10 protein-coding genes are annotated in these 12,182 nt (G+C 61.5%); 4 read left to right on the top strand and 6 right to left on the bottom strand.

The genetic code is table 11. The features are described from left to right. Positions 1-937 precede the first annotated feature (937 nt). From ACTHN9_RS02995 to ACTHN9_RS02980, 4 genes are all read left to right on the top strand, one after another. Positions 938-1,366, top strand: a complete 429-nt coding sequence (locus tag ACTHN9_RS02995; RefSeq protein ID WP_440535258.1) for a hypothetical protein — start codon at positions 938-940, stop codon at positions 1,364-1,366. 48 nt (positions 1,367-1,414) lie between these two features. Continuing rightward, complete coding sequence (locus ACTHN9_RS02990) at positions 1,415-1,870, top strand: hypothetical protein (RefSeq protein WP_440535257.1); 456 nt, start codon at positions 1,415-1,417, stop codon at positions 1,868-1,870. 25 nt (positions 1,871-1,895) lie between these two features. Then, positions 1,896-3,515, top strand: coding sequence for a hypothetical protein (locus ACTHN9_RS02985; RefSeq protein ID WP_440535256.1), 1,620 nt, complete (start codon positions 1,896-1,898; stop codon positions 3,513-3,515). A gap of 124 nt (positions 3,516-3,639) precedes the next feature. Further along, entirely contained in the window at positions 3,640-3,948 is a 309-nt protein-coding gene (locus tag ACTHN9_RS02980; RefSeq protein WP_440476111.1) for a panthothenate synthetase, read from the top strand. 39 nt (positions 3,949-3,987) lie between these two features. On the opposite strand, the gene ahpF is transcribed toward ACTHN9_RS02980, so the two are convergent. The 6 genes from ahpF to ACTHN9_RS02950 form a co-directional block, all read right to left on the bottom strand. After that, positions 3,988-5,586 carry an alkyl hydroperoxide reductase subunit F gene (ahpF, locus tag ACTHN9_RS02975; RefSeq protein ID WP_440535255.1) on the bottom strand — a complete coding sequence of 533 codons (1,599 nt, stop codon included), beginning with the start codon at positions 5,584-5,586 and terminating at the stop codon, positions 3,988-3,990. A gap of 109 nt (positions 5,587-5,695) precedes the next feature. Beyond that, a complete protein-coding gene (ahpC, locus tag ACTHN9_RS02970) occupies positions 5,696-6,259 on the bottom strand; it encodes an alkyl hydroperoxide reductase subunit C (RefSeq protein WP_440535254.1) in 564 nt (187 codons plus the stop codon). A gap of 716 nt (positions 6,260-6,975) precedes the next feature. Then, positions 6,976-8,091 carry a succinylglutamate desuccinylase/aspartoacylase family protein gene (locus tag ACTHN9_RS02965; RefSeq protein WP_440535253.1) on the bottom strand — a complete coding sequence of 372 codons (1,116 nt, stop codon included), beginning with the start codon at positions 8,089-8,091 and terminating at the stop codon, positions 6,976-6,978. A gap of 170 nt (positions 8,092-8,261) precedes the next feature. Further along, positions 8,262-9,032, bottom strand: a complete 771-nt coding sequence (locus ACTHN9_RS02960) for an ABC transporter substrate-binding protein (protein WP_440535252.1) — start codon at positions 9,030-9,032, stop codon at positions 8,262-8,264. A gap of 323 nt (positions 9,033-9,355) precedes the next feature. After that, positions 9,356-10,825: an NAD-dependent succinate-semialdehyde dehydrogenase gene (locus tag ACTHN9_RS02955; RefSeq protein WP_440535251.1), complete on the bottom strand. Its 1,470-nt coding sequence runs from the start codon at positions 10,823-10,825 to the stop codon at positions 9,356-9,358. Between the two features lie 44 nt (positions 10,826-10,869). Then, entirely contained in the window at positions 10,870-12,153 is a 1,284-nt protein-coding gene (locus ACTHN9_RS02950) for a 4-aminobutyrate--2-oxoglutarate transaminase (RefSeq protein ID WP_440535250.1), read from the bottom strand. Positions 12,154-12,182 lie beyond the last annotated feature (29 nt).

Here is a 12,182-nt window from a genome sequence, read left to right as displayed (position 1 = left end):
ATCGCTAATGGAGCGCAGCCATTTGTCGAAGACGTCGATGCCGGCTTGGACGTCGGCAGGATGCAGCTTGTAGAGCGGCGACACGAACACGTCGGTCGGTTTGGGGATTAAGACGCCCGAATCGGCCATGATGGGGTTCTTCTTTGTTCTGGTTCTGTTGTTTTAGGTGGCTTGCGCGATGAAAGGCTCGTTGGCGCGATGGGTCAAAACGATCTCGGTATCGTGGCCAACGCGCGGCCGTTTTGCATCGGCTGCTGCGCGTTCCATTGCGTAAAGCCGCGGACTCTCAGGCGCAATCCGGTTCGATGGAATCGGATTACCGATTGCGCTGCGCGCCACCGTACGATGTCGCGTCGTAGAGCATCGTGGCCCTCATCTCGCCTTTCCATTTATTGCAAGCTTGTTCTTTTAATGCAAAGGCGAGATTCTAATCGATGATTGCCGACGGGCAATCGGTGCATCGAAAAACCACTTAGTTTTCGTGCAACGACCGGACACAACGATTTGCATGCGGCAAAAAATTCCGCGGTCTAGGACTGTTCGGGTGAGCGCTGCGGCATCTTTTGCCGAGTGTGCCGCCCCTCAGCGCTAACCGGTCACGCTAGGTTTTCATTGGCGACGCTTGCTCTACCGCGGCTTGGCCGCACCACTGCGCGAGGTCGCCAACGCGCTTGAGCTGCCGGTGGGGCGTACCTACGTGCATCGCCCAGAGAAAACGCAGCCCCGGCCCAACACGGCTCAAACCACACAAGCTCAAGGTGTGAAATCAATGATGACGCCACGCGCTTAACTCGGGTGGATTGCCGCGACCGCGCGGTGACATGACCCGATAATTCCGGGACAATGGCGAACATCGGTGCTTTTCATCGAAAATTTCCGCGCTAGTTGCCGAGCGGTCTGATACTTATCTATGTGACGTGAAATGGCTGTACACCTAATGTGGAAAACCCTTGTGCCATTTACTCTGGCCGTTGGATTCGTGACCGGTGCCGCCGCGAGCGATGCCGAGGGCGTTAAATATCGCTGTACGGCAGACAAAAACACTGTAAGTCACTACCTAACTGTCCAGGTGAGAGATGGAAAGGTTGGCACCTTTAGCTATACGGCGGCGACGCCTGCAGATGGGATGGTCAATTCCTGTACAGTCGATTCGAGCGGCGCAAAGCAGGCCGATATCGGACCCGGTATGCAGTCATTCCAGACGGACGCTGGGCAGGTCGTCGTGGCCCGGAAGGGGCCGAGGTTCGACTTTGATTTCACGAAGATTTCCATCGGCGATGTGTGCGGCCAATCGTCGACCATAGCTGCCCATATTGAACTCACGCTTGGTTCCAAGCGCTGCACGGAAGTTACGAACCGAGACTGAGTATAGGGTTGAACATATTGTCTATCCCGTTCTTCACGGATATTGCTAATGAAAAAGTTTCTTAAGCTCGTCGTATCCGCAGTGATCTTCTCCTCTGTCGTAGCCCACTCGGCGTTCGCCCGCGATCTGGACAAGAGCGACCCTGACCGCGCGCAGATCCTCGCCGCGGTACACCGCCTAAACGCCCGCGATCCCAATCTAAAGGACAACCGCTATGTTGTGGTCGATCTGGTGAAGGACCATGACGCGGCGTTCGTTTGCGTGGCACTGGCGGAAAAGGACGGCGGCTTGGAACTGACAGACGACCAGGCAGAGATCATGACCTTTGTACTAGCGAAGCGTAACGCGCAATGGACGGCGGTCGCCCTCAACGGCGGGGGATTTGCCCAAGGCGCGAAACCGGCGCAGTCGGATTGCTTCGCCGGTGGTCGTATCGTGAATACGCGTGCCGATATCGACGCTGCGTTGAAGGCGACGGGGCACAAGCCATTCGCTAGCCACTGAACATCCAAGGCTTCGGGCGATGGACATGACTATAGCCACTCGAGTCTCGTTGCTGGCCGCTGGGTTGCTGTTTTCCCAGCAGATATGGAGCGCGCCGGATCGGTTCGAGATAGATTATTCGAACCACGCGCGACTGGTGTACTCGGCCCCGGTTTCGCCTGTCCTCAGTCGTACGTTCGGACCGGGGTGGACACGTCTCACGGTCACTCGACCGGATGGCAGCACATGGCCGATCATGCCGGACGAAACACTCGGTGCCGATGGCGGCGTTATTTTTTCGACCGTCGGAGCTAACGCCCGTTCGCGCGACGGGCGCTATGTCGTGCTCGACGTCGCTCGCAACGGCGTGACGGAAACCGAGGACGGCAAACCTAGCGTCGAGAGTCGAGCGTTTTGTCCGATCCTCGACACCCGAACGGGCTGTGTCGCGCGCGATGACACGGGCGCGGTTTGCGCTGGAGCGTGGGACGATAAGAACGCCGTTTGGCATAGCCAGCTCGATTCCGGCAAGAACGAGTCGCTATCGATGACGACCTTAGAAAAGCCGACAGCGAAGGCGGTATGGACGCAGTTCAGCCAGGCAAAATCCTCTGATATCAAGCCGTTCTTGCGCGTGGCGCTAGGCTTTGAAAATCTTCTGGCCTGCGATCCCCCGAATGCGGAAAACGCAGGCTATTACGCGAAGATTCGAGCCGTGCTGGGTCCCGCGGCCGACGCGGCGAGCGATCGATCGGCCGGTGGATCGATGCCGGCGAATGTTGATGCATCGCCGACATGGACCGTGAAAGTCGACCGATCATGGCTCTATGAGCGGCCTTCGGTGGGAAGTAACCGGCGTGGATATCTGATCCGCGGCGACCATGTTGCCGTCATTGGGGAACAGAAGCCGGATTGGGCGAAAGTTCGCTACGCCCGCGCCGGGAACCCGCCTATCGAGGCCTGGCTAAAGCGAGAGGATCTGTCCAGCTTGCCTATCGCAGCAACGCAGTCCGAACTCCGGTTTCGCTTGCCGGGTGGGGCGACGATTGTCTACAGCAAGCCTGTCAACCCCCAAGATTCCTTGCCCGAACGTGTCTGGAAAACAGCCGTCTTCCGTTTCCCGAATGGAACGTCGTTCGGCCTGTTGCCAAGGACGGGCGAGTCGAACGCCGATGCGGGAACGCAAATGGAACCGCCGAGCGACAGCAACATCTCGCCGTCGGGCCAATACGTTGTCGTCGCACGAGATGAACAGGGAACGGTCTCGACGGGGCCTGGCCAACCGGAGTCCGAACAGGACCGGGAGTACTGTTCCATGATCGAAATACGCACGGGATGTATTACGGCCGATCAAACCGGCGAAATATGTGGGGCTGGTTGGCGGGCTGGCCGGCCTGCGCAGTGGGGAACAGACGAGCAGACTCGCTCCATGCTGACGGGCGACCGGCCATCGGCCAGCCGGCAACTCGCTTTCATCCGCGCCGGTCAACCGCCGAAGCTGACGATCCGCGACGATTCCGGTGCCGATAATCTGCTGCGTTGCGATCCGCCCTCGCAGGTGAACCGCGAGATCTATCGAAAGATCGCGACCACGCTCGAAGCAGCCGGCGCACACAACGACGCGCGGCTGATCGACCGCGCTATGTCCAATGCGGGAGACAACTAGCGATCGAGCTGTGTCCGCCCCGGCCAACCCAAGCGTCGCGCTACGTTGCCCAAGCCACCAAAGCATCGCCTGAGCGCTCCTACACTTGAAGGCCCCCCACGGCCTTTAAGCAAGGAGAAGGATCATGCGTATGCTTCTCAACGTACGAATTCCCCATGAGCCGTTCAATGCCTACGTGCGCGACGGCACCATCGGCGAGGTGATGGACCGGATACTCCAAGAGACGAAACCGGAAGCCATCTACTTCACCGAGCAAGACGGAACACGCGGAGCCATAATCATCGTCAACCTGGACGAGCCCTCGCAGGTTCCCGTCTTCGCCGAACCTTGGTTTCTCATGTTCAACGCCGACTGCCAGTTTCGCGTGGTGATGGTGCCCGACGACCTGAAGAAAGCCGGGCTGGAAAACATCGGATCGAAATGGAAGAAATAACGTAAGCCGGCATGGCAGGGCGCATGCCGGCTTAATCGTTCAGGCTTCTACCGCGCTCAAGTCTTGCGCCGTCTCCGCCACTTCGGGCGTGCGGATCAAGTAATCGAACGCGCTCAAGGCCGCCTTCGCCCCATCGCCTGCGGCAATCACGATCTGCTTGAACGGCACGGTCGTGCAGTCGCCGGCCGCGAACACGCCAGGCAGATTCGTCTGCCCCTTGGCATCCACGACGATTTCGCCGAAGCGGCTCAGTTCCACCGTCCCTTTGAGCCATTCGGTATTCGGCACGAGGCCGATCTGCACGAACACGCCTTCGAGTGCGACCGTATGCTCGGTCCCACTCGTACGATCCTTGTAGCGCAGGCCGTTCACCTTGTTGCCGTCGCCAGTGATTTCGGTCGTCTGCGCGTTCACGTGCACGGTCACGTTCGGCAGGCTGCCGAGCTTGGCCACGAGCACCGCGTCGGCCTTGAGCTGATCGTTGAATTCGATCAACGTGACGTGCGCCACGACACCGGCCAGGTCGATCGCCGCTTCGACACCGGAGTTGCCTCCGCCGATCACCGCCACGCGTTTGCCCTTGAAGAGCGGACCGTCGCAGTGGGGGCAGTAAGCCACGCCCTTGTTCTTGTACTCCTGCTCGCCCGGCACGTTGACGTTGCGCCAACGCGCACCGGTCGAGACGATGACGCTGCGGCTTCTCAGCATGCCGCCGTTTTCCATCCGCACGCTCACGAGGCCGCCCGGTTGCGTGGCCGGAATCAGTTCGACGGCACGCTGTTGCGACATGATGTCGACGCCGTAATGACGCACTTGCGCCTCGAGCGCCGAGGAGAATTTCGGGCCGTCGGTTTCGAGCACCGAGATGTAGTTCTCGATCGAGAGCGTGTCGTTGACTTGGCCGCCCATCCGTTCCACGGTGATGCCCGTATCGATCCCCTTGCGCGCCGCATAGACGGCAGCCGCCGATCCGGCCGGCCCGCCGCCGACGATCAGCACGTCGAAGGCCTGCTTGGCATCGAGCTTGGCCGCCTCGCGCTGCGCGGAGCCGGTGTCGAGCTTGGCGACGATTTCCGCGAGATCCATGCGGCCCGCACCGAACATTTCGCCGTTCAGATAGACGCTCGGGACGGCCATGATCTGGCGTTCGTCCACTTCGCTTTGGAACAGCGCGCCGTCTACCACGACGGTTTTGACGCGCGGGTTGAGCACGGCCATCAAGCTCAACGCTTGCACGACGTCCGGGCAGTTATGGCAGGACAGCGACATATAGACCTCGAAGCGGTAGTCGCCGTCGAGCGCCTTGATTTGCTCGATCAGCTCCGGCTCGACCTTGGGCGGATGACCGCCGGTCCAGAGCAGGGCGAGTACGAGCGAGGTGAATTCGTGACCGAGCGGGATGGCCGCAAAGCGCAGGCTTTGCCCGCCGCCCACCGGGGTCAGGCTGAACGACGGCTTGCGCGCGTCGTTGCCGTCGGTGCGCACGGTGATCTTGTCCGACAGCCCGGCGATCGTCCGCAGCAGTGCTTCGAGTTCGCGAGAGCTGGCTTGCTCGTCCAGCGATGCCACGAGTTCGAACGGCTGGTTCACGCGTTCCAGGTAGGCCTGCAATTGGCCCTTGAGGCTATCGTCCAACATAGTGATCCTCGATGCTTGAGAGATGACGAACGGGGTATATCGATGCCGGCCGGGGCGGGGCCCGGCCGGCGCGTCGATTCACGACTTCAATCGACGGCGATGAGGCTGCTTAGATCTTGCCGACGAGGTCGAGCGACGGGGTCAGCGTTTTCGCGCCTTCCTTCCACTTGGCCGGGCACACTTGGCCGGGGTTGGCGGCCACGAATTGGGCAGCCTTGAGCTTGCGCAGCGTTTCGGAGACGTCGCGAGCGATCGCGTTGTCGTGCACTTCCATCGTCTTGATCGTGCCTTCCGGGTTGATGATGAAGGTGCCGCGCAGGGCCAGGCCTTCTTCCGGGATATGCACGCCGAAGGCGTTCGTCAGTTGATGCGTCGGGTCGCCCACGAGCGGGAACTTGGCCTTACCCACGGCTTCCGACGTTTCGTGCCACACCTTGTGCGAGAAATGCGTATCGGTCGTGACGATGTAGACTTCCGCGCCGGCCTTTTGGAACTCGGCGTAGTTTTCCGCCGCGTCCTCGACTTCGGTCGGGCAGTTGAACGTGAACGCAGCCGGCATGAAGATCACGACCGACCACTTGCCCAGGAGCGACTGTTCCGTCACTTCCACGAACTTGCCATTGTGGAAAGCTTGTGCCTTGAACGGTTGGACTTGGGTGTTGATAAGCGACATAAAGTTTCCTCGAGAAGGGTTGGTGCTACGTTTGCCTGCGTTTGCCGTTTGACGGACTCTATATTGAAGAAAACTAACATTATACGCTAGTTGATAGTTTCAATCTAAGCGATAGGGAGGAGCTAACGACGCCATAGGGACACATTGGCTCTCGCGTATGCGAGGTTCGACGTCTAACAGGCGACGTTAGTCGCGATGTTGCCGGTCGAACGAAAGAAAGAAGCACGCGGTGCTCCTGCATAGCGGTGCGAGCGGTACCCCAGGTAGCGATGGCGCTGACCCATCCCGCGGCGCGGTCGTCGATTTTATACCGGTTGAGCGGCAACTTCCTGTTGGCCCAATTTCGTCGCTGGACATGTTGCGGCTAGTCTGCGATGGCACTATTCAGGGTTTCGCGGTATTCGCGCCGCAGAAATCGTGCTCGGTCGAAATCGCTAGCGGGCGCGTGCGATAGATTGTCTGGCCATGCCAGCCGGCATGCCCGTGCATCGCTGCGATCGACCTCGCGGACGCCGGCAGGACAGAACATTGGATTCAAAAGAAAAGGCCCTGCGTCGTACAGGGCCTTGAAGAACTGGGGGCTTGAGCCAAGCTTAGACCGAGCGGTTGCCACGGAGGCTGCCTCGATCAAAACGCCGCCAGACCGCCTTTGCCACCGCGGCCGATTCGAATGTGCAATGGTTAGCGTGCGCTGTGTGCGAGCGACATAGCCAGCCCTACGCCGACAACAACGACCCACTCCGATAAGCTGTCGCCCCCGCAATCCTCGCCACTTCCATCCCCGCAGTAGCAAAGCGCGTGCGATGCCGTGCATACAGCACACCCGCCGTCCCGGCCTTGAGCGTTTCAACCCGATCGGTAAGCGGATCGACGATATCGGCAATTTCCTGACCTTTCTCGACCCAGATCCCCGCCGGCGTGCGAAACACGAGCACGCCCGAGATCGGAGAAACGAGCGGTTCGGTACCGGCCAGCGGCGTAGCGGGGAAGGCAAGCGGCGGCAAATGCGCCGCCGTCCCCTCGATCAACCCGCGCTGCGTCAGGTATTCGACGATCGCCTGCGAGTCGTGTTCCGCGTGCGCATACGTCACATCGGCCTGACCGCGCAGCTCGACCGTGACCGAAATCGAGCCGTTCGGAATCGGAAACCGGCTGCCGAAGCGCGCGCGCAGTTCCGACCAGCAGAAGCTGTGGATTTCATCGAACGGATTGCCGATCGAATTGAGCGCCAACAGCGAGGCCTTCGCATCGAGGTAGCGGGCGAGCGGCTCGACGTCGGCCCACAGCTCGGGATTCGTATACAGATGCATCGCGCCTTCGAAGTCGCAATGCAGGTCGAGCACGATGTCGGCGTCGCAAGACAGCCGCTGCAGCGCGAGGCGCTGCGATTCGAGTTCCGTGCGCGGCGTTTGTGCATCGAGCGCTTCGCGCATCGCGGCGCGCACCGCACGCAGATTCGCATCGGCGTCGCCCGTCAAGCGGGTTTCGATGCGCGGCATCACAAGCGCCGCGAGATCGTAGAAGTTGCGGTTGAAGTTCGTCGCCGTGTTCGCTTCGAAGCGGCCGATCATTTGCCCCAGCACGTGCTGGCTCAGCCCGATCGGGTTCGGGACCGGCACGACCACGATTTCCGCGTGCAGCATGCCCGCGGCTTCGAGCGCGGCCAGCTTGCGGCGCAGTTCCCAGGCCACGAGCATGCCCGGCAGTTCGTCGGCGTGCAGCGACGATTGCACGTACACCTTCTTGCCGCCCGTCGGGCCGTAATGAAAGCTCGTCAACGTGCGCTCGGTACCGAGCGAAGGGGAAATCAGCGGATGGATCTTCTTTTGCATGGCGATCGGCGGCGCCTGCCCTGCACGCCGCGCAACGAGAATGGTGTTCGATTGTACGTCGGCGCGCGCCCGGCGTTCTATGGGCGAGGCGACGCACAATATAAAAAAGGCCCCGCTTCGAACGCGGAGCCTTTTGTTTCGAGCACCGGGCGCTCACGCCCGGCCGACGATCAGCCCTTCGGGGCGACGTCGAAGTCGAAGTACTTCTTCTCGATCTTTTGGTAGGTGCCGTCCTTCATCATGCCGTCGATCGCCTTGTCGACTTCCGCCTTCAGATCCGCATCTTCCTTGCGCAGACCCATTGCCGCCGCACCGCTCGGGATCGAATCGCCGACTTGCGCGAATTGCGCGCCGCGCGGCTGCTTCAGGAAGCCGAGGTCGGCTTGCACCTTGTCTTGCAAAGCGGCGTCGAGACGGCCCGAGATCAGATCCTGATAGACCTGGTCTTGGTTTTGGTAGGGAACGACCTTCACGCCCTTCAATTCCCAGTTCGATTTCGCATACGATTCTTGGATCGTGCCTTGTTCGACGCCCACCGATTTACCCTTGAGCGAATCGGCCGTCGGCATAAGGCCCGAGCCCTTCTTCGCCACGAGCGCCGTCGGCGTTTCGAACAGCGGCTTCGAGAAGGCGATCTGCTTTTCGCGCTCAGGCGTGATCGTCATCGACGACAGCACGCCGTCGAACTTCTTGGCCTTCAAACCGGGGATCATGCCGTCGAAGTCGTTTTCGACCCAGACGCACTTCGCATGCAGACGTTTGCAGATCTCGTTCCCGAGGTCGATATCGAAGCCGACGAGCTTGCCGTCGGAGGCTTTCGATTCGAAAGGGGCATAGCTTGCGTCGACGCCGATACGAATTTGCTTCCAGTCTTTCGCTTGCGCCACACCGCTCGATACGGCGAGCGTGGCGATGGTCACGGCGGCTAACAATTTTTTCACGTTGACTCCTCGAGTGGTTCGATCGACCTCGATGCGGCGTCAACCAGCATCGAGGTGCCGCTTGCGCGTGGCTTGCGGCCGGTGGTTTTCCCGGGCTGCTTGTGGCAGGCAGCGCGGCGCACAGCATACCGCGTCAAAATAACGGCGCTGCTAGTAAAACACCGGATGACGGCGAAATGCAACATCTCGAAAAACGCGCAATGTGCATTGAATCGAGCGTGTGGCATTGCGTCGCTGGTCGCTTTGTGCTTAGCCAGGCGTCAAGCCGCAATCGCATCATTTCGAAATCCGCAATAAATCAACGTTTTAAATCGCGATTCAGCTTAAATCCCCATACACAGATACTTGACGACGACGTATTCGTCGATCCCGTAGTGCGACCCTTCGCGACCGAGGCCCGATTGCTTGACGCCGCCGAACGGCGCGACTTCGTTCGAGATGATGCCCGTGTTGATGCCGACCATGCCGTATTCGAGCGCTTCGGCTACGCGCCAGACGCGGCCGATGTCGCGGCTGTAGAAGTAGGCGGCTAGACCGAACTCGGTATCGTTGGCCAGGCGCACGACTTCGTCGTCGCTCGCGAACTTGAAGAGCGGGGCCACGGGGCCGAACGTCTCTTCTTTCGCGATCAACATGTTCGACGTCACGCCGGTCAGAATGGTCGGTTCGAAGAAGTTGTGCCCGAGTGCGTGACGTTTGCCGCCCATGGCGAGCTGCGCGCCTTTCGACAGCGCGTCGGCGATATGCGTCTCGACCTTCAGCAACGCTGCTTCGTTGATGAGCGGACCTTGCGTCACCCCCGGCTCCGTGCCGCGGCCAACCTTCAGTTGCTGTTCCACTGCCGCGTGCAGCTTGGCGGCGAACGCGTAGTAGATTTTTTCGTGCACATAGAACCGGTTCGCGCAAACGCACGTCTGGCCGCTGTTTCGGTATTTCGAGGCGATTGCGCCGGCCACGGCCGCGTCGAGATCGGCATCGTCGAATACGATGAACGGCGCATTGCCGCCGAGTTCTAGCGAGAGCTTCTTGACCGTCGCGGCGCACTGCGACATCAACAGCCGACCGACGGCCGTCGAACCGGTGAACGACAGCTTGCGCACGAGCGGGTTGCTCGTCATTTCGGCACCGATCGTCTTCGGATCGCCCGTGACCACGCTAAACACGCCGGCCGGTACGCCAGCGCGTTCGGCCAGCAGGGCCAGTGCCAGTGCCGATAGGGGCGTGGCTTCGGCCGGCTTGACCACGATCGGACAGCCCGCGGCCAGCGCGGGGCCGACCTTGCGCGTGATCATCGCGGCCGGGAAGTTCCACGGCGTAATCGCCGCGCAGACGCCGACCGGTTCCTTGACGACGACAAGGCGTTTGTCCGCCGTCGGGCTCGGAATCGTATCGCCGTACACGCGCTTCGCTTCCTCGCCGAACCACTCCAAGAAGGACGCGGCGTACTGAATCTCGCCCTTGGCTTCGGCAAGCGGCTTGCCTTGCTCGGCGGTCATGATCGCGGCGAGGTCGTCTGCGTGGGCGAGCATGAGGTCGTACCATTTGCGCAGGACAGCGGCGCGCGCCTTGGCCGGCTGCGCACGCCAAGCGCCCCAGGCCGCGTTCGCCGCTTCGATTGCGCGGCGCGTCTCGGCCGCGCCCATCAAAGGCACGCTCGCCAGCACGCGGCCCGTCGCCGGGTTACGCACGTCGAACGTGGCGCCGTTTTCGGCGTCTTGCCAGCTTCCCGCCACGAATGCCTGCGTTTTCAGCAAGGACGGGTCTTTCAGATCGATCGATTCCAGGTTTTGCATATCCACTCCAACGGCGTCTATCGGGAGACTGGAAAGAAACTACTCTACGCCATCGCGCCGACGCTTTCTTTCAACACTTCTTCGAGCAGCCCGAGCGCTTCGTCGAAAATCGCGGCCTCGATCGTCAGCGGGAACAGGAACCGGATGACATTGCCGTAGGTGCCGCACACGAGCAGCAGTAGGCCGCGCTCGAGCGCGCGCGCCTGGACCCGCTTGACGAACGCTTGATTGGGGTTGCCGGTACCGGGTTCCAAGAATTCCGCCGCCACCATGGCGCCGGGGCCGCGCACGTCGGCCAGTTGCGGAATCTCGCCGCGCAACGCTTCGAGCCGGGCTTTCAAGGTGTCGCCGAGCTGTACCGCGCGCTCGCACAGGCGTTCGTCGTCGATCACGTCGAGTACGGCATGGGCCGAGGCCAAGGCCAGCGGATTGCCGGCGTAGGTGCCGCCGAGCCCGCCCGGGGCGGCCGCGTCCATCAAATCGGCCCGGCCGACGACGCCCGACAGCGGCATGCCTCCCGCCAAGCTCTTCGCCATCGTGATGAGATCGGCCGCGACATCGTAGTGCTCCATCGCAAAAAGCTTGCCGGTGCGGGCGAAGCCGGTTTGGACTTCGTCGGCGATGAGGACGATGCCGTGCGCATCGCAGAGGCGGCGCAACCCGCGCACGAACTCGGGCGGCGCGATGTTGAAGCCGCCTTCGCCTTGCACCGGCTCGAAGATGATCGCGGCAACGCGCGACGGCTCGATGTCGGCCTTGAACAGCGTTTCGACGGCATCGAGCGCATCGGCCGTCGAAATGCCGTGCACGCGATTCGGGAACGGCGCGTGATAGACGTCGGACGGGAACGGGCCGAAGCCGATCTTGTACGGCGCCACTTTGCCGGTGAGCGCCATGCCCATCAGCGTGCGCCCGTGAAAACCGCCTGCGAAGGCGATGACGCCGGGGCGGCCCGTCGCGGCGCGCGCGATCTTGACGGCGTTCTCGACGGCTTCGGCGCCGGTAGTGAAGAAGGCTGTTTTCTTGGCGGCGGCACCCGGAGCGCGAGCATTGATTTTTTCCGCCAGTTCCACGTACGATGCGTACGGCACGACCTGGTAGGCGGTGTGCGTAAAACGCTCCAACTGCTGCGCGATCGCGGCGACGATGCGCGGATGACGGTGGCCCGTGTTCAAGACGGCGATGCCCGCGGCGAAATCGATGAAGCGCCGGCCCTCGACGTCCCACAGCTCGGCATTCTCGGCGCGCGCCGCATAGAAGTCGCACATCACCCCGACGCCGCGCGGCGTGGCGGCGTTCTTACGGGCCTGCAGATCGGAATTGCTCACGGTGTTCTCCTCGTCTTGCCGGATCGATG

Origin of the sequence: Trinickia sp. (assembly GCF_051953405.1) — a bacterium.
Lineage (GTDB): Bacteria > Pseudomonadota > Gammaproteobacteria > Burkholderiales > Burkholderiaceae > Trinickia.
Note: the sequence above shows the minus strand (reverse complement) of the source record. Positions and strands in the feature narration are given on the sequence as shown.

Excerpts from the sequence above, each read along its gene's own strand:
- ACTHN9_RS02965 (WP_440535253.1), bottom strand. The coding sequence starts at position 8,091 with ATGCAAAAGAAGATCCATCCGCTGATTTCCCCTTCGCTCGGTACCGAG.
- ACTHN9_RS02995 (WP_440535258.1), top strand. The coding sequence starts at position 938 with ATGTGGAAAACCCTTGTGCCATTTACTCTGGCCGTTGGATTCGTGACC.
- ahpF (WP_440535255.1), bottom strand. The coding sequence starts at position 5,586 with ATGTTGGACGATAGCCTCAAGGGCCAATTGCAGGCCTACCTGGAACGC.
- ACTHN9_RS02980 (WP_440476111.1), top strand. The coding sequence starts at position 3,640 with ATGCGTATGCTTCTCAACGTACGAATTCCCCATGAGCCGTTCAATGCC.
- ACTHN9_RS02990 (WP_440535257.1), top strand. The coding sequence starts at position 1,415 with ATGAAAAAGTTTCTTAAGCTCGTCGTATCCGCAGTGATCTTCTCCTCT.
- ahpC (WP_440535254.1), bottom strand. The coding sequence starts at position 6,259 with ATGTCGCTTATCAACACCCAAGTCCAACCGTTCAAGGCACAAGCTTTC.
- ACTHN9_RS02985 (WP_440535256.1), top strand. The coding sequence starts at position 1,896 with ATGACTATAGCCACTCGAGTCTCGTTGCTGGCCGCTGGGTTGCTGTTT.
- ACTHN9_RS02955 (WP_440535251.1), bottom strand. The coding sequence starts at position 10,825 with ATGCAAAACCTGGAATCGATCGATCTGAAAGACCCGTCCTTGCTGAAA.